The organism is Agrobacterium sp. ICMP 6402, from assembly GCF_009498615.1.
In the GTDB taxonomy this organism is placed as follows: Bacteria; Pseudomonadota; Alphaproteobacteria; order Rhizobiales; family Rhizobiaceae; genus Agrobacterium; species Agrobacterium burrii.
Map to the genome: position 1 here is coordinate 66,260 of NZ_QSNV01000008.1, position 24,263 is coordinate 90,522.

The following is a 24,263-nucleotide window of genomic DNA, read 5'->3' on the forward strand; positions in this document are numbered from 1 at the left end:
GTTTTCAGGGTTTCGCCGCGTTGATGATTTCCTGCTCGGCCTCGGCGGCCTGCTTGATGGAATCTTCGACCGACTGACCTTCGAGCAGGATCCGGTTGGTCATGTCGATGGCGTTCTGCCGCTGGGCGGCTTCATCCATGAACAGCGTTGTATGGGCATATTCCAGACCCTTCAGGAACGGTGCGTAGATCGGGTCCTTCAGGTTTTCTTCGGTTAGCGCCGCTGAGCGCCGCGCCGGCAGTTCGCCCACCGTCTTCAGCCAGATCGCCATGGCCTCAGGCGAAGAGATATAGGCGAGGAACTTCTTGGAGGCCTCAAGCTCTTCACCTGTTGTCTTGGCGCTGATGCCGTTGGCGAAGTAGCTGGCATAGTTGGAGCGGATATTCTTGTCATTGGTGGGAAGCTCGGTCACGCCCCACTCAAAATCCTTGATGGTGCGGAACGAGCCCAACCGGAAGGTGCCGTCGATGGTCATGCCGGCCTTGCCAGCGCGGAACGCGGCCTGGCCTTCATCCATGAAGCCTACCTGGCCGATTTTCTTTTCAAGCTGCAGGCTGGTGTAGAATTTCAGCGCCTGCACGCCGGCCTCGCTGTTATAGGTAACCTTCTGGTCGTTGTCGGTGTAGGGTTCGCCACCATATTGGCGAATGAGGATCTCACGCCACCACTGGTGATCCTGGCCGCCCATGTCGAGCGTGGAGCCGGCGACTGTCAGGTTTCCGGCGGCGTCGTGCTTGGCGATCTTTTCCGCTGCGGCAACGAATTCGTCGAGCGTCTTCGGCGGATTGGCAGCGTCCAGACCGGCCTCGGTGAAGAGCTTCTTGTTGTAGAAGAGCGCCAGCGAGCGAACCGCCGTCGGCAGGCCGTAATAATCGTCGCCGCGCTTCATGGCGCTGACGATCGGGAAGAATTCACTCTCGATCTTGTCATGCGGGAAAGCATCTTTAGGCAGCGGTTGCAGGATGCCGCCGGCCGCGAACTTGTCCAGCCAGCCATAGAACAGCTGCATCACGTCAGGGCCTTTGCCGGAAAGATTGGCGGCGATGACGCGCGTCTGGTAATCGGCGTAAGGAAAGGTCACCTGCTTGACGGTGATGTCAGGATTGGCCTTCTGGAATTCCGCGATCAGCTCATCCATGGCCTTTACGCGTGTGTCGAAGACATATTGCCAATATTCGATTTCAACCGCCTGTGCGGCGTTGAATGCAAATGTGCTGAAACCGGCGACCAAGCCGGCGAACAGAGTTGCCCTGCGCATGTAACCCTCCATTTCCTCCGTCCGGTCTTCCGGATGCGGAGTGATCGTTCCCTTTATCCGCGCTTTCGCGCGCGCTCATTGACTCGGCCGGCAACGGGAATTTTCCTGTCCCGTCCCCCATGTGAGCCTGACCCCCGGTCGTCCTCTACGGTTCTCCGAACACGGGCATTTGTCAATAAGATAATTTACTTGAATTATTATATTGCGCTTATCGTCATTTGGACGTTATGAATTTTCTATGGGACGGGGAAATTGAAGAGATGACGGTGCACACGGTGGATGCCTATCCCGTAGCAATCGGAAAAAATCCTGAGCGGAGCCGCGAGCATAACAGGCGAGTCGTCCTCGACCTCGTCAGGCGGCACGGATCGCTCGGCCGCGCCCAGATCGCCAAGATCACCCATCTGACAGCCCAGGCGGTTGCCAATATCGTCGATGAGCTGGTGGGTGAGGAGTTGCTGAAGGAACTCGGCCGCCGCCGCACCGGCAGGGGCCAGCCGCCGATCCAGTTCGCCGTCAATCCGGATGGCGGCGCGACGATCGGTGTGGAAATCGCCGCCGACCATATGGTCACCGTCGGCCTTGATCTTGCCGGAGCGCTGCGCACCCATCGCGTCACGCCGCTTAAGGACACCACACCGGAGGCCATATTCAAGGCCTTTGCCGCCGAGCATGCGGCTGTTGCGAAAAATCTCGGATGCAGACTGCTCGGCACCGGCGTCGTCATGCCGGGGCCTTTTGAGATCGATGGCATGACATCGGTGGGGCCAACGACCCTTTCCGGCTGGGGCGGCATCGATGCCCGCCAGATGCTGAGTGATGCCTGCGGCCAGCCGGTGGTGGTGGAAAATGACGCGACAGCTGCTGCTGTCGGCGAGCGACTGTTCGGCGCGGGGCTGGCGATCCCCAATTTCTGCATGATCTATTTCGGCGTCGGTATCGGTCTTGGCATCATTCAGGACGGCTCGCCCTATCGCGGCGCATTCGGAAACGCCGGCGAAATCGGCCACGTCACCGTATCGCCGAAAGGAAGGCCTTGCCCTTCCTGTGGGCAAAGAGGGTGTCTGGAGGCCTATGCGTCCGTCTACGTGCTGAAGGAGAAACTCGTGAGCGCCGGTGTCGTGGATACGGAGCTTGACGATCTTGACGCCCTGTTCAAGGCGGGCAATCCCGTGGTGATGGAGTGGATCGACGAGGCCGCCGCCCATCTCGCGCCGATGATTGCCATGCTGGAGAACATTCTCGATCCGCAAACAGTCATCCTCGGCGGTGCGCTGCCGGAGGTCATCATCAGCGAAATCATTCAGCGCATGGGGGATTTGCCGACCTCGGTCGCAAGCCGGCGGCAGCGGGAACTGCCGCGTGTCATGCACGGCAAATCCGGGCAGTTGACCGCCGCCCTTGGCGCTGCGGCACTGCCGCTGTTCGACATCGTTACACCAAAACTGGAGACATCCCCGGGAGCCGCAGCACAGGCGCCGGGCTGAATATTGGAGGAGACCGCCCATGCTTACCCCTCGGGAGCGCATCGAACGGCAGATGGCCGATCCATGGCTCATTCGCCTGCACCGCAAGCTGAGCGCGCTGAAATCCACCGCCACCGTCATGCATACCGGCGCACATCCGGATGATGAGCAGAACGGCCTTCTAGCCTATTTCCGCATGGAACTGGGCATGCGGATCATCATCGCCTGTTCGACACGCGGCGAGGGCGGGCAGAACGCGCTGGGGCCGGAAAGACTGGGCGCGCTTGGCGTCATTCGCTCGCGGGAACTCGAAGAGGCCGCCCGTGTCATCGATGCCGACATAAGCTGGCTCGGCCACGGACCGGCGGATATGATCCACGATTTCGGCTTCTCCAAGGATGGCGACCAGACCTTCGGCCGCTGGGGGCAGCAGCGCATCGTTGAGCGGCTGGTGCGGGCCTATCGCAAGGAACGGCCCGATATCGTCATCCCGACATTTCTCGATGTGCCGGGGCAGCACGGGCATCACCGCGCCATGACGCGGGCTGCAAGAAGCGCGATTGCGCTGGCGGCCGATCCTTCCGCTTACCCTGAGCATTTTTCCGAGGGGCTGAAGCCCTGGAAGGTGGCGAAGTTCTACCTTCCGGCATGGTCGGGCGGTGGCGATACCTATGATGACGAAGTGCCGCCGCCGGAAACGACACTGACGATCAATGCGGCCGGCAAGGAGCAGGCGACCGGTGCGGAATATGACCGGATCGGCGAATGGTCACGTTATTACCATGCCTCGCAGGGAATGGGGCATTGGCCGAAGCGGGCGCAGGAACTCTGGCCGCTTCATCTTGAACTCTCTGACGCCGCCAATCGAGAAGAAGGATCGATCCTCGATAACCTGCCATCGACGCTCGCCGCCCTTGCCAGCATTGCGGAGCTGGATGCCGAATCCAAAAATGCATTGGTCGAGGCTGAACAGGCCATCAACCGGGCGATTGCGGCCTTTCCCCACACGCGGGAAATCACCAGATCACTGCTTGATGCGGCAGCCCTTCTGCAAAAGGTGGATGAAGCCGCGGCAAGTGAATTCACGGACTTGCACGGCCACAGGATCGCGCGCAAGCAGGCCGAAGTCGATGCTGCCATTCTGACCGCGCTTAATCTTTTCGAGCGAGCCTATGCCGAGCCGGCTGAGATCGTTCCGGGTGGTGAAACATCGCTTTATGTTGAGCTTTCCGACCGGGCGGCCGATTTCGATGTCAAGGTGACGCCGGTCCTTCCGAGTGGTGTGTCTTCATCCGTCAAGTCACTTGGCAGAACGATTGTTTTTTCCCTTGTGGCCGATCAAACCGCGGCTGTCTCAGGTCTCTATCAGCCGGACTGGAAAGCCGCTGGCGGCAACGGCCATGGTTTCGTGCGTGTGGCTGCAAGACTGGAAGGCAGGGAGGTGTCCGCCTTTTTCGATCTGGAAGAACCGTTTTTCGTTACGCCGGCGCAGTCGCTCACACTTTCGCCGGATGCATTTCTCGTTCCGCTGGGACAAGGCCGGGATACACATGTGTTTCAGGCCCTTGTGAAAGGCGCGGATACACCGCTGTCATTCAGGAGCGCCGGCGGCTGGAATGCGCAAAAATCGGGAGACGACTGGATTGCCGAACGTGCAGGCGAGGGCGCGGCGGGGCTTTCACAGCTTGAGGCGTTTTCCGGGTCGCAGCCGGCTTTCCAGATCACCCCTATCGCCTATCCGCATATTGGCCGGGCGCGGTTTCTGGCCCCGTCCGTTCTAAAAATCCTGTCGCTGGACCTCAAGCTGCCCAAGGGCGCGCGGATCGGTTATGTCGGCGGCGGTGCGGACCGGGTCGGTTCATGGCTGTCGCGCATGGGCCTCGATGTTACCGAACTCGACGCGCAGGCGCTCGGCGGCGATCTCTCGTCATTCACGACAATTGTCGTCGGCATATTCGCCTTCGGCATCCGTAGGGATCTCACTGCTGCGACGGAGAAGCTTCACCGTTTTGTCGAAAACGGCGGCCATCTGGTCACGCTTTATCATCGGCCGACCGATGGATGGAACCCGGAGACAACGCCGGTCCGGCGTCTTGAAATCGGCAAGCCGTCCCTGCGCTGGCGGGTAACGGACCCGAAGGCGGAGGTGACGGTGCTGTTGCCCGATCATCCGCTGCTTGTCGGCCCCAACATCATCGACGCTGCCGACTGGGCAGGCTGGGACAAGGAGCGCGGGCTCTATTTCGCCTCGCGCTGGGATGATGTCTATGAGCCATTGCTTGCCATGCATGATGTCGATGAGCAGCCGCTAAAAGGCGCGCTGGTCTCGGGCGTCATCGGCAAGGGCCGGCACACCCATACCAGCCTCGTGCTGCACCACCAGATGGACAAGCTGGTGCCGGGGGCGTTCCGCCTCATGGCAAACCTTGTGCAACCGGCGTGAATGGCCACGGCCAAAGCGAAAAACGAGAAGACCCGCGCGAAACCGATACGCGCGCGGGTATCGGCTGGCTGTTGCTGGACATGACGCTTGTTGCGGGTGGAATGACGGCGCTCGTCAAGGCGCAGGGCGTTACCTATCCCGCCTTCCAGCTTGTCTTTATCCGGGCAATGATCGGCCTGATCTTCATTCTGCCGCTCATCTGGCGGCATCGGATGGAGATGCTGCGTGTCAAATATCCCTGGCGCAACCTCTTCCGCATCTGCTGCAACGCCATCGCGCTCACCAGCAATTTCATCGCCATCACCTTGCTGCCGCTTGCCACCGTCAACGCCATCGGCTTCTCCCGACCGCTGGTGACGATGGCGATGGCCGTTGCCTTTCTCGGCGAAAGGGTGAGTCGATATCGCTGGGCCGGAGCCTGTCTCGCATTTGCCGGCGTGCTCGTCGTCATCGGGCCGGGTGGGGCGGAGTTTAACGCCGGCGTGCTCGTCGTCCTCGTTTCGGTGGTGTTCGGCGCATTTGCAGTCATCCAGACCCGGGCGCTGCGGCAGGAAAACACCACGGTCATGATGGTGTTTTATACCGTCGGCCTTGCCGTCATCACTGCCGCTCCGGCGATCTGGACGTGGAAGCCGGTTGCGCCGCTCGACTGGGGTCCGTTGCTGGCCATCGGGCTTCTGGCGCAGATGGGGCAATATTGCTTCCTGCGGGCCTATCGTATCGCCGATGCCAGCGTCCTTGCACCCGTCAGCTATCTCTCGATCCTGTTCGTCACGGCTGTCGGTTATTTCCTGTTCGACGAGGTGCCGGAAACCCGCGTCGTGCTCGGCATCGCCATCATCCTCGTTTCGTTGCAGTCCACCGCAATTGTGGAATATGTTTCGAAGACGCTGCGCCGCCGGAAATAACGGCTACGCCCTTACCTCTGGAATTCCATGACCCTCAGCCGGATCCAGTTCAAGGTCGCGAGTTTGGCGCGATCGTAAAAGGAACGGGCGAAGCGCACATAGCGCATGATCCAGGCGAGCCAGGCATAGGTGAGGAGCTTTTCCCTGCCCGCGTGATAGATGCGTTCGACGATCAGGAAGGTTGCCAGATGGGCAAGGATCGTCAGACCGATCCCGGTCTTGATTGCACCGTGGGCAATCAGGAGAAGGCCGATGATCTTCATGGGTTCGGCAATGGCGAAGGGCACGGCGAGACAGAGAAGAATGGCGAGCCGCGGCAATCCGGCAATCCGGTTTTCCAGTCGCCTGATGAATGTCAGGCCGGATATGGTCCTGATGACAGGTCGATAAAGCGGCCGGAAAATGCCGTCGAGGATCAGGGCAAATACGATGATTGCCCTGATGGGAAAGACGAGGATCGTGCGGATTTTGCTGTTCACCTCAGCCGGTCTCCAAAGAGGTTGTTCCGTCCATTCTTAATCGCCTGAAACGTGGCAAAAGGAAGTTGTTTCTTCAGGTTCCGTCCTGCCGAACGCTTGCGTACATACCGGTGGTGCGAAATTCGCTGGGGTTGGTGCCATAGAGCCTGCGGAAGACCTTGGAAAAATAGTTCGGGTCCTCGAAACCGCACAGCACGGACACTTCCTTGACGGGAATATTTCCGGCTGTCGTCAGCAGTTTTGCCGCCCTCCGCAATCGCCGCTGCAGCACGAATTCAGCCGGCGGCAGGCCTTCGCTCGCCGTGAAGATGCGGGAAAAATGCGCGCGGCTGAGGCCGGCCACCGCCGCAAGGTCGCTGACCGAAAGCCGCTCGCCCAGATGGCTGTCTATATAACTCAACACCTGCTGCAGGGTGCGATATTCGCCGCCGAAAGAAGGGTGCGAGCCGAAGACATCGTCATAAAGCGTCATCGCCGCCTCATAGGCAACGGCGGACGCGGCGCCCGGCGTCTCCGCGCCATTGACGAGGCGCGAGCAGCATTCGGCAAGGTGATCGACGGTTTCGGACTGGAGCTTGAGGATCGGGCCAGTGACGGCGAGGATGTTGCGGTGAATGCGCAGGGCTTCCTCGCCATTCATGGAAATCCAGAAGAACTCCCATTCCTTGCCGTCTTCCAGCCAGTAGCGGTGATTGTGCGGGATCAGCAGCAGCAGGGTTTCACCCGGCTTCACCACATAATGGCGGTTCTCGTAACGCAGATTGCCCTGTCCGCCGATGCAATATTGCAGGACGGTGAAGGGCGTCTGGCCGCGTTTGCGCCCGTCCCAGTCATAATTCCCGCCTCGGCGGATTTCATAACCGCTGCTGGTCGGCATGGTGTGCAGCGTCTGGCGGCCGCGCGGCAGCGAGACGGTGCGCATGCCGGGCCCCTGATCGATCAAATCGCGCAGCACAAAATTACCCATGAAAGCATAATCCTTCTCTGGTCCTCTCCGTCTTTATACGCATAATCCCGATCCGAGGAGACAGCCAGCGGGATATTGCTGCTGAAAAATTGGGAGGAAGGCCGGTTTTCCGGGATTCTTACGGGTATTTTTCTGCAGCGTCATTTTATGATCCTTCGGCCCGTTTCACCCGTTCGATTTGCAACAGAGGTGGCGTTATGAGTTTCAAAATCGCTATTATTGGCGCAGGCAGCGTCGGTTTCACTAAAAAACTGTTCGCCGATCTCCTGTGTGTGCCGGAGTTTCGCGACATTGAAGTCGCGCTGACGGATATCAGCCAGCACAATCTCGATATGATCAAGGCGATCCTTGAAAAGATCGTCGAGGCCAATGGTTTCCCGGTGAAGGTGACAGCCGATACCAATCGCCGCCGTGCGCTCGAGGGCGCGAAATACATCATCAGCTGCGTGCGGGTCGGCGGTCTGGAAGCCTATGCCGATGATATCCGTATTCCGCTGAAATATGGCATCGATCAATGCGTGGGCGATACGATCTGCGCCGGCGGCATTCTTTATGGCCAGCGCAACATTCCGGTCATTCTGGATTTCTGTAAGGATATCCGCGAAGTCGCCGCACCGGGCGCAAAATTCCTGAACTACGCCAACCCCATGGCGATGAATACCTGGGCGGCCATTGAATATGGCAAGGTCGATACGGTCGGTCTCTGCCATGGCGTGCAGCACGGGGCGGAACAGATCGCTGAAATTCTGGGCGCGAAAAGCGTGTCCGAGCTGGATTACATCTGCTCCGGCATCAACCACCAGACATGGTTCATCGATCTGAGGCTCAACGGCCGCAAGATCGGCAAGGAAGAGCTGGTCGCCGCCTTCGAGGCGCATCCGGTCTTCTCGCAGCAGGAGAAGCTGCGCATCGACGTGCTGAAGCGTTTCGGCGTCTATTCGACCGAGAGCAACGGCCACCTCTCCGAATATCTGCCTTGGTATCGCAAGCGGCCGGAGGAAATTGCCCGCTGGATCGACATGTCCGACTGGATTCACGGTGAAACCGGCGGGTATCTGCGCCACTCCACCGAAACGCGCAACTGGTTCGAAACCGAGTTTCCGCAGTTCCTCGCCTCGGCCGCCAAGCCGATTGATCCGGCAAAGCGCTCGAACGAACATGCAAGCCATATTCTCGAGGCGCTGGAGACGGGGCGCGTCTATCGCGGCCATTTCAACGTCAAGAACAATGGCGTCATCAGCAACCTGCCGGCCGACGCCATCATTGAATCGCCCGGCTTCGTCGACCGTTTCGGCATCAACATGGTGTCGGGCATCGCGCTGCCGGAAGCCTGTGCGGCCACCTGCATGGCCTCCATAAACGTGCAGCGCATGTCAGTCCATGCGGCGGTGAGCGGCGATATCGATCTCCTGAAACTTGCGGTGCTGCATGACCCGCTGGTGGGCGCCGTCGCCACGCCGGAAGAGGTCTGGCAGATGGTGGATGAGATGGTCGTCGCGCAGGCGCGCTGGCTGCCGCAATATGCCGATGCCGTGCCGGCGGCGACGGAACGGCTTGCCAAATCCAGCGTCAAGACCCGCGATTGGGCGGGGGCCGCGCGCCGCAACGTGCGTTCCATAGAGGAGTTGCGGGCCGAGAAATCGGCGCTGAAAAAGGCCGTTTGAGGAAAAGCATGGAAGCAGGCCGGCGGCGAAAGGGAGTTCGCCGTCCGGTCAGAATGATCACAGAGGGTGGGCGGTCGAAGAGCTGCCATTTGGGAGGAATGACGATGTTACTTCAACGCAGGATCGGTATCATCTCGGCACTGGGTCTCGGTGTTTCGATGATCGCACTTAATGCGAATGCCTTCGAGACCACCACGCCGCCGGAGCCGCCGCAGTTTCCGGCGGAAGGCAAGATCAACTACGTGGCGCGCGACTCCATCCTCGAATTCAAGGCGCTGACGAGCTACAGCGAACCCGACTGGGTGAGCGAGAAATTCGAAAAGACCGGCAAGCTGCCGCCGCTGAAAGAGCGTCTGCCGGAAGAGCCGCTGGTCTACAAGACGGGCAATATGGCGGATGGCACCGGCGTTTATGGTGACACCATGCGCCATGTGGTCGGCGGCAGGCCGGAGGGCTGGAACTACATTGCAGGCCAGAGCCAGGGTTGGGGCGGCATCGATATTGCGCTTTCCGAATGCCTCACACGCACCGCGCCGCTTTTCCAGGTGGATGCCAAGGACACGGAACCGCTGCCCAATCTGGCGAAAAGCTGGGAATGGTCCGAAGATGGCCACAAGCTGACGATGCATCTGGTCAAGGGCGCCAAGTGGTCGGACGGCGAAGCCTTCAACGCCGATGACGTGATGTTCTATTGGGAAGATGCCGTCGTTGATCCCAACGTCTCGCCCCTCGGCGGCGGTGCGTCGCCCGAGGCTTTCGGTGAGGGAACGACGCTCACGAAGATCGACGACTATACGGTGGAGTGGACCTTCAAGGCCGCTTTCCCCAAACAATATCTCTACACCATGGCCTATCCGAGCTTCTGCCCCGGGCCGTCGCACATTCTTAAACCCCAGCATCCGAAATATTCCAAGAACACCTATAACCAGTTCAAGAACGCCTTTCCGCCGGAATATATGAACATGCCGGTCATGGGCGCATGGGTTCCGGTCACCTATCGTCCTGACGATCTCATCGTGCTGCGGCGCAATCCCTATTACTGGAAGGTTGATGAAAAGGGCCAGCAGCTGCCCTACCTCAACGAGGTGCACTACAAGCTTTCCACCTGGGCCGACCGTGACGTGCAGGCCGTGGCGGGATCGGGCGATTTCTCCAATCTCGAACAGCCGGAGAATTTCGTCGCATCGCTGAAACGCGCCGCCGATCCCAATGCACCGGCCCGCCTTGCCTTTGGGCCACGGCTCATCGGTTATAATCTGCAGATGAATTTTTCCGCCAATGGCTGGGGCAATCCGGATGAGCGCGGGCAGGCGATCCGTGAGCTGAACCGCAACGAGGTGTTCCGTCAGGCCGTGACATCGGCCCTCGACCGTAAGGCGATCGGCGACTCGCTGGTGAAAGGGCCTTTCACGGCGATCTATCCGGGCGGCATTTCGTCGGGCACCAGCTTTTATGATCGCGCCTCCACGGTCTATTACCCCTTCAACCTTGAGGCCGCCAAGGCATCGCTCGCCTCAATCGGCCTCAAGGATACCGATGGCGATGGCGTCCTGAATTTCCCCAAGGAAACACTTGGCGGCCGCAATGTAGAGATTACCCTTCTCGTCAATAATGGCTACGCGACGGACAAGAGCCTTGCGGAAGGTCTCGTTGGCCAGATGGCGAAACTCGGCCTGCGCGTCATCATCCACAGCCTCGATTCCAACCAGCGTGACGCCGCCCATTATGGCGGGCAGTTCGACTGGCTGGTGCGGCGCAATTCCACCGAGCTGTCATCCGTGGTGCAGAATACCGAGCAGCTTGCCCCTGTCGGCCCGCGTACCAGCTGGAACCACCGCGCTCCTGAGGGTAAGGAGCTGGACCTGATGCCGTTCGAAAAGGACATGGCAGAGATCGTCCGCAAGTTCATTTCCTCGCAGGATAATGCCGAACGTGCGGAGCTGATGAAGCAGTATCAGAAGGTCTACACGCAGAACCTCTACACCGTAGGCCTGACCGAATACCCCGGCGCGCTCATCGTCAACAAGCGGTTCTCGAATGTGCCGCAGGGCACGCCGATCTTCATGTTCAACTGGGCTGAAGACGCCATCATCCGCGAACGACTTTGGGTCGCGGCCGACAAGCAAGGCAAATACGAACTCTTCCCCGAGCAGCTTCCCGGCAAGCCGGGTGAGGGCGGGCCGATCAACTAACTCCTCCCGGAGAATACCCGGTACCGGTCGCGCGTGAAGCGCGGCCGGAGGCACCCGACGGACCGTTGTCCATCACGGCCCGCCCAAACGGAGGAAGACCGTTCGATGCTGAGATTTTTGACGATACGCGTGGCATCCGCCATTCCGGTGCTGCTGATCCTGAGCGTGGTGACCTTCGCCATCATTCAGGCCCCGCCCGGCGATTATGCCGACTACATCCGCTCGCAACTGATGAACCAGGGCGGCGCGTCCTTCGAGCAGGCGGAAGCGCAGGCGCAGGCCTACCGTATCGAACACGGTCTTGATCAGCCGCTCGTCGTGCAATATTTCAACTGGATCGGCGGCATCGTGACGCGCGGCGATTTCGGTTACAGCTTCTATTACAACAAGCCGGTCGCCGATGTGGTTGGCGAACGCCTGCCGCGCACCATTGCGCTGGCGCTGGTCTGCCACATCCTTGCGTCCATTCTCGGCATCGGTTTCGGCATCTGGGCAGCCACACGGCAATATTCCTGGGTCGACAATCTGCTCTCCACCATCGCCTTTCTCGGTATGACGATCCCACGCTTCCTGATGGCGCTGATCCTTGTCTATCTCATGGTGTTTCATTTCGACGTATCGGAAATCGGCAGCTTCTTCTCGCCGCAATATGGCGGCGCGCCGTGGTCGTGGGGTAAATTTGTCGATCTGGTCAGCCATGTCTGGCCGGTGGTCGCCATCGCCGTCTTCGGTGGGTTGGCCTATAATATGCGGGTGATGCGCGGCAATCTGCTCGATACGCTGAACGCGCAATATGTCGAGACGGCGCGCGCCAAGGGTCTTTCGGAAGGTGCCGTCATCATGCGCCATGCCGTGCCCAACGCCGTGCACCCGCTGGTCATGTATCAGGGTGTGGTGCTGCCCTACATGCTGAGCGGCGAAATCGAGACCGCCATCATCTTCGCACTGCCGACCGTTGGCCCGGCCATTGTGGGCTCCATGGCTGTCGGCGATGTCTATGTCACCGCGACCTTCATGATGGTGCTGGCCGCGACGCTGATCGTCGGCAACATCATCGCCGACATGCTGCTCGCCATGCTCGACCCACGCGTTCGCGAATTCGGGAGGGCCTGAAATGATGGCGTTTGACGAAGTGAAAAACGAAACAACAGTCACCCCCAAGCCTGAACGCGGCACGCAGGGGAATGAGTCCTATCTCGCACTGGTATGGCGGCGTCTGAGACGCTCCTTGACCGGCATGGTCGGGCTGGTGCTGGTTGTGCTGCTGATCCTGATCGCCGTCTTCGCGGATTTCTTCGCGCCGATGAACCCGCTTGAAACCAATGCCAGCTTCTCGCCGCCGCAGGTGGTGCGTTTTTCTGACAAGGACGGCAATATCAGTCCATTTCCCCGTGTGTATGCGACGGCGGAAACCGCAGAACTCGATCCGATCACCTTCCAGCCCATCGTCGGGCCGGACTATGACAATCCTGTTTACCTCGGCTTTTTCGTGAAGGGCGCGGAATACAGGCTTCTGGGTCTCATCCCGATGAGCCGGCATTTTTTCGGCTCGACGGACGGCCAGCCGGTGCATTTTCTCGGAACCGATAAATTCGGACGCGATGTGCTGTCGCGCGCCATCTACGGTTCGCGCATCTCGCTCGCCATCGCGCTCAGCGTCGTCGCCATCGTCACCGTCATCGGCACCAGCGTTGGGCTGATTTCGGGGTATTTCGGCGGACCGCTTGATGCCTGGGTGCAGCGTTTCGTGGAAGTGGTTCTGGCTTTCCCGCAATTGCCGCTCTATCTCGCACTGACATCGCTCATCCCGGTCACCGCGCCGACTACCGTGTTTCTCGTCTTCGTTGTCGGCGTCATGTCGGCGCTGGGCTGGGCGCAGATGTCGCGTGAGGTCCGCGGCAAGACGTTGGCGCTGGCGCGTATCGATTATGTGCGGGCGGCCATTGCCGTCGGCGCCACCGATCGGCGCATCATCTTCCAGCACATTCTGCCGAATGTGATGAGCCATGTGATCGTCGCCGTCACGCTGCATATTCCAAGCGTCGTGCTCTTGGAATCCTTCCTCGGTTTCCTCGGTTTTGCCGTCAAGCCGCCGCTGATCTCCTGGGGGCTGATGCTGCAGGATACCGCCACCTATTCCGTCATCGGTTCCTATCCCTGGATTCTCGCACCGGTCGGTTTCGTGCTGGTCACTGTCTTTGCCTTCAACGCGCTGGGCGACGGCCTGCGTGATGCTGTCGATCCCTATTGAGAGGAGCGTGCCATGGTTGCTAGCCAAAACAACGCCTACGCCCCCGCCATCCGCCTCGATGCCGATGACCGTCAGGACGACGCCATTATCGATGCCCGCAACATTGCCGTGACCTTCAAGGTGGAGCACGGCACGGTGGAGGCAGTGAAGGACATTTCCTTCCAGCTCTACCGGGGCGAGACGATTGCCATCGTCGGCGAATCCGGTTCGGGAAAATCCGTCACGGCCCGCACCGTGATGGGGCTTTTAACGAAGCGGGCTTCGGTCTCGAAAACGGCGACCGTGCGTTTCAACGGCGACGATATTCTGAAGTTCTCGAGCCGCCAGCGGCGGGCGTTGCGTGGCAACCGCATCTCGATGATCTTTCAGGAGCCGATGAGTTCGCTGAACCCGATCTATACGATCGGCAGCCAGATCGTCGAAGCCATCCGCGTTCATTCCAAACTGAACAGGAAACAGGCAGAGGCGAGGGCGCTCGACCTGCTACGGCAGGTGCAGATCCCGGAGCCCGAAGCGCGGCTCAAGCAATATCCGCATCAGTTGTCCGGCGGCCAGCGGCAGCGTGTGATGATCGCCATGGCGCTCTCCAACGATCCGGATGTGTTGATTGCCGACGAGCCCACCACCGCGCTTGATGTGACGGTGCAGGCGCAAATCCTCAACCTCATTCGTGACCTGCAGAAGAAGCGCGGCATGGCCGTGGTGCTTATCACCCATGACCTGACGATCGTGAAGCAGTTTTCTGATTACGTCTACGTCATGCAGCATGGCGAGATGCGCGAGCACAACACCACGGAAAAGCTCTTCGAAGCGCCGCAGCACCTCTATACGAAGAAGCTGCTCAGCTCCGAACCACATGGCACGGCGAAACCGCTGCCTGAGAATTCCGGTGTGCTGCTGACGGCGAGCGGCGTGCGCGTTTCCTTCATGATGCGCTACGGCGGGTTGTTCAAACCGGAACTCAAGGAACTGATCGCTGTCGATAGTCTCGGCCTTACCCTCAAGCGGCACGAGACGCTTGGGCTCGTTGGCGAATCCGGCTCGGGCAAGACAACCTTCGGCCAATCGCTGCTGCGGCTGAACGAGCCGGTGGGCGGCGACATCGTTTTTGATGGCGAGAGGGTCGATGGCCGCTCCCGCGCCGAAATGCGGCCCTTGCGGTCGCGTATGCAGATCGTTTTTCAGGATCCCTTCGCCTCGCTCAATCCCCGCATGACCATCGGCCAGATCATCGAGGAAGGGCTGATCATCAACGGTCTTGGCAAAACCAAGGCCGAAAGACTGGACCGGGTGCGCGATGCGCTGGAGGCGGCGGGCATGCCCGGCAACATCCTCTCACGGTTCCCGCACGAATTTTCCGGCGGCCAGCGCCAGCGTATCGCCATTGCCCGTGCAGTGGCGCTGGAGCCCGAATTCATCCTGCTCGACGAGCCGACCTCGGCGCTAGATCTTTCCGTTCAGGCGCAGATCATCGACCTCCTGCGCAAGCTGCAGGACGAGCGGGGCCTGAGTTATCTGTTCATCTCGCATGACCTGAAGGTGGTGCGCGCCCTCTGCCACCGCGTCATCGTCATGCAAAGCGGGCGCATCGTCGAGGAAGGCCCTGTCGAGGACGTTCTCACCCACCCAAAAACCGAATATACTCAGCGGCTTGTACGAGCCGCCTTCGAAATCGCTTGAATTCCAAATGCCGGAGGTAGACATGGCAAGAAATCCCAAGATCACATTTATCGGCGCAGGTTCCACGGTGTTCATGAAGAACATCATCGGTGACGTGCTGCAGCGTCCCGCCCTTTCGGGCGCCACCATCGCGCTGATGGATATCAATCGCGAGAGGCTGGAAGAAAGCGCCATCGTCGTCAACAAGCTGATTTCGACATTGGGCGCAAAGGCGAAGGCAGAGACCTATACCGACCAGAAAAAGGCGCTTGCCGGTGCCGATTTCGTCGTCGTCGCTTTCCAGATCGGCGGCTACGAGCCCTGCACGGTCACCGATTTCGAGGTGCCGCGCAAATATGGCCTGCGCCAGACCATTGCGGATACGCTGGGTGTCGGCGGCATCATGCGCGGGCTTCGCACTGTGCCGCATCTGTGGAAGATTTGCGAGGACATGCTCGCCGTCTGCCCCAACGCGATCATGCTGCAATATGTGAACCCGATGGCGATCAACACCTGGGCGATTGCGGAAAAATACCCGACGATCCGCCAGGTGGGCCTTTGCCATTCCGTGCAGGGCACGGCCATGGAGCTCGCCCATGATCTCGATATCCCTTACGAGGAAATTCGCTATCGTTCGGCCGGCATCAACCACATGGCGTTTTTCTTGGAATTCGAGCATCGCCAGCCCGACGGCAGCTACAGGAACCTTTATCCCGATCTCGTGCGCGGCTACCGCGAAGGCCGTGCGCCAAAACCCGGCTGGAACCCGCGCTGCCCCAACAAGGTTCGTTATGAAATGCTGACAAGGCTCGGCTATTTCGTCACCGAAAGCTCCGAACACTTCGCCGAATACACGCCCTATTTCATCAAGGAAGGGCGCGAGGACCTCATCGAGAAATTCGGCATTCCGCTCGATGAATATCCCAAGCGCTGCATCGAGCAGATCGAGCGCTGGAAGGGCCAGGCGGCCGCCTATCGTTCGGCTGACAAGATCGAGGTCAAGCCATCCAAGGAATATGCTTCCTCCATCATCAATTCCGTCTGGACCGGCGAACCCTCCGTCATCTACGGCAACCAGCGCAACAATGGCTGCATCACTTCGCTGCCGGCCAATTGCGCGGCGGAAGTGCCCTGCCTTGTCGACCATAACGGCGTGCAGCCGACCTTCATCGGCGAATTACCACCGCAGCTCACCGCGCTGATGCGCACCAACATCAATGTACAGGAACTGACTGTGCGGGCGCTGATGACCGAAAACCGCGAGCACATCTTCCACGCCGCGATGATGGACCCGCATACGGCGGCGGAACTGGATCTCGACCAGATATGGTCGCTGGTCGACGATCTTCTCGTGGCGCATCGCGACTGGCTGCCGGAATGGACGCAGGTGGAAGTGAAGCGGGCGCGGGCGGTATAAGCTCTGGTGTGCTACGACAGACAAAAGGCCGTGGGTTTCACCCACGGCCTTTCTGGTTTTCGCTCCGAAATCCGGCGCATTTGACTTGTGTCAAGGCCAAGAGCCAACGCAACGCCTAAACAGCCCATGACCCGGCCTACCCCCCCCCGAACAGGGGAAAAGTCGGGTACAAATTCTAAACGTGATGGTGGCTGGCTTCTTCGGTTTTTACGTATTACGGTTGAAACCTGAAGGGTTCATGGGGAAGACGGATGTCTAAAAAAGGCTTGCTCATTGGTCTGGTGGTTCTGGTTATTGCCGGTGTCGCCTATTTCTCCTGGTCAAAGCTGAAGGGGGAGGGACTTCCCGCCGGCTTTGTGGCCAGTAACGGCCGGATCGAGGCTGTTGAAATCGACATCTCCACCAAAACCGCGGGCCGCCTTCAGGATATCATGGTGCGCGAAGGCGATTTCGTGAAGGCCGGGCAAGTGCTTGCGCAGATGGACACGGCCCAGCTGGAAGCCAGGAAACGTCAGGCGGAAGCGCAGCTTCGCCGTGCGAAAATTGCGATCGATACCGCCAACAGCCTCGTTGCCCAGCGGGAAGCGGAAAAAACCTCCGCCCAGGCGGTGGTGGAACAGCGCAAGGCGCAACTCGATTCCGCCTCCAAGACCAATACACGCTCGAAACAGCTGCTGACCGGCAACGCCGTGTCGCAGCAGATCGTCGACGACAGCGAAGCCGCCGAACAATCCGCCCGCGCCACACTTGCCTCGGCGCAGGCCTCTCTCGCTGCTTCCGATGCTGCAATCAACGCCGCCAAGGCGCAGATTGTCGATGCCGAAGCGGCTGTCGATGCGGCGCAGGCCGATATCGAGAGCATTGAGACGGACATTGCCGATGCGACGCTGAAATCGCCCCGCGACGGTCGTGTGCAATATCGTATCGCTCAGCCCGGAGAAGTGCTCTCCGCCGGTGGGCGGGTTCTCAACCTCGTCGATCTCGGCGATGTCTATATGACGTTTTTCCTGCCCACAGCCGAAGCCGGCCGCACTTCCATGGGCTCCGATGTCCGCCTGATCCTCGACGCCGCGCCGCAATACACCATTCCGGCCAAGGTGTCCTTCGTCGCCGATGTCGCGCAATTCACGCCCAAAACGGTTGAGACCGAAGAAGAGCGCCAGAAGCTGACATTCCGGGTGCGGGCGCAAATTCCGCAGGAGTTGCTGCAGAAATATATTCAATATGTCAAAACCGGCCTGCCCGGCATGGCCTATGTTCGGCTTGATCCGCAGGCCGCCTGGCCGGAAAACCTCGAACGCAATCTCGTCAAGTGATGGTGGGCGCCATGGGCACGCCTTCCACGAGTAACGATCCGAATGCGCCCGTCGCGCGGCTGGCGGATGTGCGGTTGACCTTTGGCAGCACCGCAGCGCTGGCTGATATATCGGTGGAGATTCCCGCTGGCCGGATGATCGGGCTGATCGGGCCGGATGGTGTCGGCAAATCCAGTCTGCTGTCGCTCATCTCCGGCGCGCGTGCCATACAAAAGGGAAAAGTGGAGGTTCTGGGCGGCGATATGTCCGATCCGCGCCACCGCGAGGATACTTGCCCGCGCATTGCCTATATGCCGCAGGGCCTCGGCAAGAACCTCTATCCGACCCTGTCCGTCTTCGAAAATATCGATTTCTTCGGCAGGCTGTTCGGGCAGGGCAGCAGGGAGCGGCAGGCGCGTATTGCCGAATTGCTCAAGAGCACCGGTCTGGAGCCTTTCACCGATCGCCCGGCCATGAAGCTTTCCGGCGGCATGAAGCAGAAGCTCGGTCTTTGCTGCGCGCTGATCCACGATCCCGACCTGCTCATTCTCGATGAGCCGACTACGGGTGTCGATCCCCTGTCGCGCCGACAGTTCTGGGAGCTGATTGATACGATCCGTGCCGGGCGTCCGGGCATGAGTGTGATCGTCGCGACGGCTTATATGGAAGAGGCAGCCGGTTTCGACTGGCTGGTCGCCATGGATGGCGGTAAAATCCTCGCCACGGGCTCCCCCGACGAACTTCTCGAACGCACCTCGACTGCCAATCTCGATGCCGCCTTCATCGCACTTCTTCCGGAAGAAAAGCGCAAGGATTATCACGAGGTGCATATCGCGCCACGCAAGGTGACGGATGATGGTGACTATGCCATTGAGGCGTCGCATCTCAGCATGCGCTTCGGCGATTTCACCGCCGTCGACAATGTCAGTTTCAAAATTCCGCGCGGCGAGATTTTCGGCTTCCTCGGCTCGAATGGCTGCGGAAAATCCACCACCATGAAGATGCTGACCGGGCTTTTGGCCGCCAGCGAAGGCGAAGCGAAGCTGTTCGGGCACAAGGTAGATGCCAGTGACATGGCAATCCGCCACCGCGTCGGTTACATGAGCCAGGCGTTCTCGCTCTATTCCGAACTGACGGTGCGCCAGAACCTTGATCTGCACGCACGGCTGTTCAAGCTGCCGGAAGAAACCATTCAGCCGCGTATTGCCGAGATGGCCGAGCGTTTCGATCTGGGTGCGGTCATGGAAACCATGCCGGACGACCTGCCGCTTGGCATCCGCCAAAGGCTGTCGCTGGCGGTGGCGATGATCCATTCGCCTGATATTCTCATCCTCGATGAGCCGACTTCGGGTGTCGACCCGGTGGCGCGGGACGGCTTCTGGCAAATCCTCGCCGATCTGTCGCGTAACGACAATGTCACCATCTTCATCTCCACCCATTTCATGAATGAAGCGGAGCGCTGCGACCGTATTTCGCTGATGCATGCCGGCAAGGTGCTGATCAGCGATACGCCTGACGCGATTACCAAGAGCCGCAATGCCGCGACGCTGGAAGAGGCTTTTGTCGCCTATCTCGAGGATGCTTCCGGTGTCAAAAAGGCGGAACCCGCGACAGCGCCTGCCGCGGCAGCAGACGTGCCCGTGACGCAACACGCAACACCTGCCCGCAAACGGTTTTTCGATGTCCGGCGCATGTTCAGCTATACCCGCCGAGAGGCGCTGGAATTGCAACGAGATCCCATTCGCGGCACGTTGGCGGTTCTCGGCAGCGTCATCCTGATGTTCGTGATCGGATACGGTATCAATCTCGATGTCGAGGATCTGTCCTTCGCGGTGCTGGACCGCGACGATTCCACCATCAGCCGCGATTATGTGCTCGACATAGCCGGTTCGCGTTATTTCATCGAGAAAGAACCGATCCGCGATTATGCCGATATGGACAGGCGGATGCGCGACGGCGAACTCAGCCTTGCCATTGAAATCCCACCGGGTTTCGGCCGCGATATCTTACGCGGCAAGACGGTGGAGGTTGGCGCGTGGATCGATGGCGCTATGCCGCAGCGGGCGGAGACCGTGCGCGGTTACGTGCAGGGCATGCATCAGACATGGCTGGCGCGCAAGGCGAGCGAAATCTACGGCAGCGCGGCGACGCAAAGCAGTTTCAGCATCGAAACGCGCTATCGTTACAATCCCGATGTCAAAAGCCTCGTCGCCATGGTGCCGGCGGTCATTCCGCTGCTGCTGATGCTCATACCGGCCATGCTCTCGGCACTCAGCGTCGTCCGGGAAAAGGAGCTCGGCTCCATCGTCAATCTTTACGTGACGCCGACCACGCGGCTGGAATTCCTGATCGGCAAGCAGCTTCCATACGTTGCGCTTGGCATGCTCAACTTCCTGCTTTTGACGGCATTTGCGATCTTCATCTTCCAGGTGCCGTTTACCGGCAGTTATCTTGCTTACGCAACGGGCGCTTTGCTGTTTGTCATCATCGCCACGTCCATCGGTCTCGTCATGTCTTCCTTCATGAAGAGCCAGATCGCGGCGATCTTCGGCACGGCCTTGCTGACGCTTATTCCAGCCACGCAATATTCGGGCATGATCGATCCGGTTTCGTCGCTGCAGGGGGCGGGCGCCTTTATCGGCAACATCTATCCCGCCACCTATTTCATGACCATTTCGCGTGGCACATTCTCAAAGGGGCTGGATTTCGCCGGGCTTTCCGGCTCGTTCCTGCCGCTCATCATCGCTATCCCGCTGCTGCTGATCGCCGGTGCCGCTCTTTTGAGGAAACAGGCGTCATGAGGTTGTTTTCGTCCAACATCTTCCAGCTCGGCATCAAGGAACTGCGCGGTCTGGCGCGTGACGGCATGCTCTTGCTACTCATCGTCTATGCCTTCACGCTGCAGATCTACACCGGCTCCAGCGCATTGCCGGAAACGCTCAACAATGCCGCCATCGCCATTGTCGACGAGGATCAGTCGCCGCTTTCCGGCCGCATCAGCACGGCGTTTTATCCACCCTATTTCGCGCCGCCGAAGCAGATTTCGATTGCGGAAATGGACGAGCGCATGGATGCCGGGCTCGATACCTTCGCCCTCAATATCCCGCCGGATTTCCAGCGCCGGCTGATGGCAGGCCAGCAACCCGCGATCCAGCTCAATATCGACGCCACCCGCATGAGCCAGGCTTTCAGCGGCGGCGGTTATGTGCAGACCATCGTGACGAGCGAAGTTCAGGAATATATGAACCGCTATCGCGGTGTGACTTCGGTGCCGGTGGATCTGACACTGCGCTCCCGCTTTAACCCGGAACTGGACAAATCCTGGTTCGGTTCGATCAACAACATCATTACCGCCATCACCATGCTGTCGATCGTGCTGACGGGGGCGGCGCTCATTCGCGAGCGTGAGCATGGCACGGTCGAGCATCTGCTGGTCATGCCTGTCACGCCGCTGGAAATCATGCTCAGCAAGGTCTGGTCCATGGGCCTTGTCGTGCTGGTGGCCTCGGCATTTTCCCTATTTGTCGTTGTCAGGGGTCTGCTTGCCATTCCCATCGAAGGCTCGCTCTTGCTCTTTCTGCTTGGAACCGCCCTGCAGCTCTTCGCCATGACGTCGATGGGCATATTCCTCGCAACGGTTGCCGGGTCCATGCCGCAATTCGGCATGTTGCTGATCCTGTTCCTGCTGCCGTTGCAGGTGCTTTCCGGCGCCATGACGCCACGTGAAAGCATGCCTGACATCATTCAGTATCTCATGCTTCTGGCACCCAACACCCATTTCGTCATCCTGGCGCAATCGGTGCTTTTCAGGGGGGCGGGGCTGGATGTGGTGTGGCCGCAATTGCTGGCGCTGCTCGCCATCGGCTGCGCGCTCTTTGTCTTTGCGCTTCGCCGCTTTCGGCGTTTTCTGCGCTGAGGTGAGGGAAACCCGCCGTTTTTCTACCATTTCCGGACAAGTTGAATTAATTGTGTTCGGTAACGGTATGTTCGCCTTGCGGGAATATGCCTATGAGGACGGCTGGGTAAAAGCGGGCTTTGTTCAGGAGTAGCATAATGAATATTGCAGCACGTCTGTCTTTGACGGCCATGATCGCACTGGCCGCGACTTCATCTTTCGCGTCTGAAGATATGACTTCGGAGACGAGCGAGGCGATATTCGGTTTCGCTGGCGTCATGACGAAAGAAGACATGCTGAAAAGTGCGGCGCTCATTTCCGTGGAATATGAAAGAAACGCCACTATCGGGGGCGGCTACCAGTTTTATCCCTACCGCATCGGCAATGTAAAACTGGGCGGCGAGATCGGCATTGCCGCCAGATTTGGCAAAGGCTTCACCGGTGAGGTCTGGGCAGGGCCGGTCGCGCGTTATGAGCAGATCAAGCTGGGAGAACGGCTGTTTATTACGCCAAGCTTCACGGCGGGCTTGAGCCTCGTCAACGATGCGCAACGGGGTCGCGAGCGGGAACAGGAAATCAAGGACGATGGTAATGCCAATGTCCTGTTTTATCTGGGGCCGGAAATCAACGTCTCCTTCAGCGAGGATTCCTCGACGGAATTTTTCTGGCGTCTTCACCACCGTTCCGGCGGTGGCAAAACTTTGGGCAATATGAAAGGTGCCACAAACGCCAATGTATTCGGTGTTCGCTACAAGTTTTGAGACGACAGCGAAGGCGCACGCCTCCCCGAACCGGCTGAATTTCAGTCACGTTTCCATTTTCCTGCAAACCGTCAACGGGAACCCTTGCGCCCAGCGCATGGGTGGATTGCCTTATTCTGCCTGTTCATTGGGCACGAGAAAGCGCATATAGAGGGCATCAAACGACGCCGGAACGAAAACGTTGCTGACGTCACCTAAACCTCAAGAAAGGGTCATGTCATGAACGTAGCACGCAGCTTTAACAATTGGCGCAAATATCGTCAGACCATCAACGAACTGGGCCGCATGAGCACCCGTGAACTGCACGATCTCGGTCTCGACCGCAGCCAGATCACCAGCGTTGCCCGTGCCGCCATCGGCAAATAATCAAGACGATATTGTCGTGTCTTAATGCCCAAACGCCCGCTTCGCGGGCGTTTTTGTTTTGGCGGCTCATTCAATTTCGTCGCCGCCTTTTGGCGCCTGCAACGAGGTTTTTCCCGACTGCGTGAAATACTCAGTCTGCGGTTCCTTTTGTGCAGATGATGCGGCAAGACGTGAAGCTGTGGCATCGATATCCCACGGCGTGAAATTCGCCATGCATCAAACGCATATCTGTACTGCAAGCTTATGCCTGTGAAATGCGCAGAAAAATGCTATCTTCAAATCATCGAAACGGATGTACCTCCTCCCACATCCTTTTGGTAATGCGGGCGATCCACTCCTCCTCCCAAGGATTGCCCCGGGACAGCGGTTTCCTCCTCCCATATCGCTGTTCATCTTTTTAGAAGCCTGCCGCACCTCCTCCCGCGGCAGGCTTTTCTGTTTTCAGCTTTTTTCCAGAAATTGCCTCAGTCGAAAGCCATCATGCCGATGGGCGTGACCGCGTGCGTGCCGGCCCGTTTGGCAAGCGCGTAGGAGAGGCACTGTTCCACCGCGTCCTGTGGCACGGGTTTGGCAATCACGCCGGCGCCGATGCCGAGATTGACGACCACTTCCGGGTTGGCCGTCATGAAGATCACCACCACGCCATGATCCTGCGAGAGCCTCCTGCCGATCTCGGGGCCGGTCTGGCCATCGGCAAGGTTGACGTCGACGAAGGCGATATCGGCGCGGCTGCCGAGCGCCACGGCCTCATCCAGCCGGTTGGCGATGCCGATGACACTGGCTTCTTCTTCCGCCTGCAGAATGGAATCCTCGATATCCATGGCGATGAGGAATTCGTCTTCCACGATCAGCACGCGCGGCTGTTCCAATTGGAAACCCGTTTCGCTTTGCAAGACGTCTGCCATCATATCTCTGCCTCCATTCTGTGCGCTTAAGCGCTGTCGGCAAGCAAACACCTGTCGGGGCAACTCGTTCCAAAGTGAGATAAAGATGGTGAATGGAGTGTAAACGGCATGGCTTTTCGGCTATCACCGGTGAAGAGCGAAGCAGTTGATTCGGTTCGGTTTTCATCCGGGGACAGGGTGGGGGAACGTCGCCGGCGCGCATCTTTCGCCCCTGGAGTAAGGGTCCTTTTGCCGCAATCGGCCGAAGGCCTATATGCAAATTCAAAGCGTTACAGCTTCCTTCGCACGCCAGAAGAGAAGGCTGGAACCTTGCCGATCATTCGCGTGCCGCGGTCAA

The 24,263-nt window shown here is 59.2% G+C and carries 19 protein-coding genes; 14 read left to right on the top strand and 5 right to left on the bottom strand.

Annotated features, from left to right (window positions below; translation table 11 throughout):
- Positions 1 to 4 precede the first annotated feature (4 nt).
- On the bottom strand, positions 5 to 1,270 hold the full coding sequence (locus DXT96_RS19480) for an extracellular solute-binding protein (RefSeq protein WP_149900979.1): 1,266 nt from the start codon (positions 1,268 to 1,270) through the stop codon (positions 5 to 7).
- A gap of 248 nt (positions 1,271 to 1,518) precedes the next feature.
- On the opposite strand from DXT96_RS19480, the gene DXT96_RS19485 reads away from it, so the two are divergent.
- The 3 genes from DXT96_RS19485 to DXT96_RS19495 are packed head-to-tail and all read left to right on the top strand — an operon-like array spanning position 1,519 to position 6,075.
- A complete protein-coding gene (locus tag DXT96_RS19485) occupies positions 1,519 to 2,745 on the top strand; it encodes an ROK family transcriptional regulator (RefSeq protein WP_153516057.1) in 1,227 nt (408 codons plus the stop codon).
- Between the two features lie 19 nt (positions 2,746 to 2,764).
- Positions 2,765 to 5,167 carry a PIG-L family deacetylase gene (locus DXT96_RS19490; RefSeq protein ID WP_153516058.1) on the top strand — a complete coding sequence of 801 codons (2,403 nt, stop codon included), beginning with the start codon at positions 2,765 to 2,767 and terminating at the stop codon, positions 5,165 to 5,167.
- Complete coding sequence (locus tag DXT96_RS19495; protein WP_174375048.1) at positions 5,164 to 6,075, top strand: DMT family transporter; 912 nt, start codon at positions 5,164 to 5,166, stop codon at positions 6,073 to 6,075. The genes DXT96_RS19490 and DXT96_RS19495 overlap by 4 nt, the downstream gene beginning before the upstream one ends.
- An 11-nt stretch (positions 6,076 to 6,086) precedes the next feature.
- On the opposite strand, the gene DXT96_RS19500 is transcribed toward DXT96_RS19495, so the two are convergent.
- Both DXT96_RS19500 and DXT96_RS19505 read right to left on the bottom strand, forming a co-directional pair.
- Positions 6,087 to 6,554, bottom strand: coding sequence for a hypothetical protein (locus DXT96_RS19500; RefSeq protein WP_174375049.1), 468 nt, complete (start codon positions 6,552 to 6,554; stop codon positions 6,087 to 6,089).
- Positions 6,555 to 6,627: 73 nt separating this feature from the next.
- Positions 6,628 to 7,521 carry an AraC family transcriptional regulator gene (locus DXT96_RS19505; protein ID WP_153516059.1) on the bottom strand — a complete coding sequence of 298 codons (894 nt, stop codon included), beginning with the start codon at positions 7,519 to 7,521 and terminating at the stop codon, positions 6,628 to 6,630.
- Between the two features lie 197 nt (positions 7,522 to 7,718).
- On the opposite strand from DXT96_RS19505, the gene DXT96_RS19510 reads away from it, so the two are divergent.
- The 11 genes from DXT96_RS19510 to DXT96_RS19560 all read left to right on the top strand — a co-directional run bounded on the left by DXT96_RS19510 (position 7,719) and on the right by DXT96_RS19560 (position 23,021).
- A complete protein-coding gene (locus tag DXT96_RS19510) occupies positions 7,719 to 9,185 on the top strand; it encodes an alpha-glucosidase/alpha-galactosidase (protein WP_153516060.1) in 1,467 nt (488 codons plus the stop codon).
- 104 nt (positions 9,186 to 9,289) lie between these two features.
- Complete coding sequence (locus DXT96_RS19515; RefSeq protein ID WP_153516061.1) at positions 9,290 to 11,377, top strand: ABC transporter substrate-binding protein; 2,088 nt, start codon at positions 9,290 to 9,292, stop codon at positions 11,375 to 11,377.
- Between the two features lie 105 nt (positions 11,378 to 11,482).
- Positions 11,483 to 12,490 (top strand): ABC transporter permease, encoded by a 1,008-nt coding sequence (locus tag DXT96_RS19520; RefSeq protein ID WP_153516062.1) that lies wholly within the window; start codon positions 11,483 to 11,485, stop codon positions 12,488 to 12,490.
- A 1-nt stretch (position 12,491) separates the two neighbouring features.
- The gene (locus DXT96_RS19525) at positions 12,492 to 13,628 is read left to right on the top strand and encodes an ABC transporter permease (RefSeq protein ID WP_153516063.1); all 1,137 of its coding nucleotides are present in this window, start codon (positions 12,492 to 12,494) and stop codon (positions 13,626 to 13,628) included.
- A 12-nt stretch (positions 13,629 to 13,640) separates the two neighbouring features.
- Positions 13,641 to 15,308, top strand: a complete 1,668-nt coding sequence (locus DXT96_RS19530; RefSeq protein WP_153516064.1) for an ABC transporter ATP-binding protein — start codon at positions 13,641 to 13,643, stop codon at positions 15,306 to 15,308.
- Positions 15,309 to 15,330: 22 nt separating this feature from the next.
- Entirely contained in the window at positions 15,331 to 16,704 is a 1,374-nt protein-coding gene (locus DXT96_RS19535) for an alpha-glucosidase/alpha-galactosidase (RefSeq protein ID WP_153516065.1), read from the top strand.
- Between the two features lie 251 nt (positions 16,705 to 16,955).
- Complete coding sequence (locus DXT96_RS19540) at positions 16,956 to 18,020, top strand: HlyD family secretion protein (RefSeq protein WP_153516066.1); 1,065 nt, start codon at positions 16,956 to 16,958, stop codon at positions 18,018 to 18,020.
- Between the two features lie 11 nt (positions 18,021 to 18,031).
- A complete protein-coding gene (rbbA, locus tag DXT96_RS19545; protein WP_153516067.1) occupies positions 18,032 to 20,800 on the top strand; it encodes a ribosome-associated ATPase/putative transporter RbbA in 2,769 nt (922 codons plus the stop codon).
- Positions 20,797 to 21,915 carry an ABC transporter permease gene (locus tag DXT96_RS19550; RefSeq protein ID WP_153516068.1) on the top strand — a complete coding sequence of 373 codons (1,119 nt, stop codon included), beginning with the start codon at positions 20,797 to 20,799 and terminating at the stop codon, positions 21,913 to 21,915. The genes rbbA and DXT96_RS19550 overlap by 4 nt, the downstream gene beginning before the upstream one ends.
- Positions 21,916 to 22,052: 137 nt before the next feature.
- Complete coding sequence (locus DXT96_RS19555; protein ID WP_194287684.1) at positions 22,053 to 22,655, top strand: hypothetical protein; 603 nt, start codon at positions 22,053 to 22,055, stop codon at positions 22,653 to 22,655.
- A 219-nt stretch (positions 22,656 to 22,874) separates the two neighbouring features.
- A complete protein-coding gene (locus DXT96_RS19560; protein WP_080843067.1) occupies positions 22,875 to 23,021 on the top strand; it encodes a DUF1127 domain-containing protein in 147 nt (48 codons plus the stop codon).
- A 66-nt stretch (positions 23,022 to 23,087) separates the two neighbouring features.
- Here DXT96_RS19560 and DXT96_RS19565 read toward each other — a convergent pair whose 3' ends face one another.
- Positions 23,088 to 23,234 (bottom strand): hypothetical protein, encoded by a 147-nt coding sequence (locus tag DXT96_RS19565; RefSeq protein ID WP_153516069.1) that lies wholly within the window; start codon positions 23,232 to 23,234, stop codon positions 23,088 to 23,090.
- Positions 23,235 to 23,485: 251 nt separating this feature from the next.
- Entirely contained in the window at positions 23,486 to 23,929 is a 444-nt protein-coding gene (locus tag DXT96_RS19570) for a response regulator (protein WP_149900994.1), read from the bottom strand.
- Positions 23,930 to 24,263 lie beyond the last annotated feature (334 nt).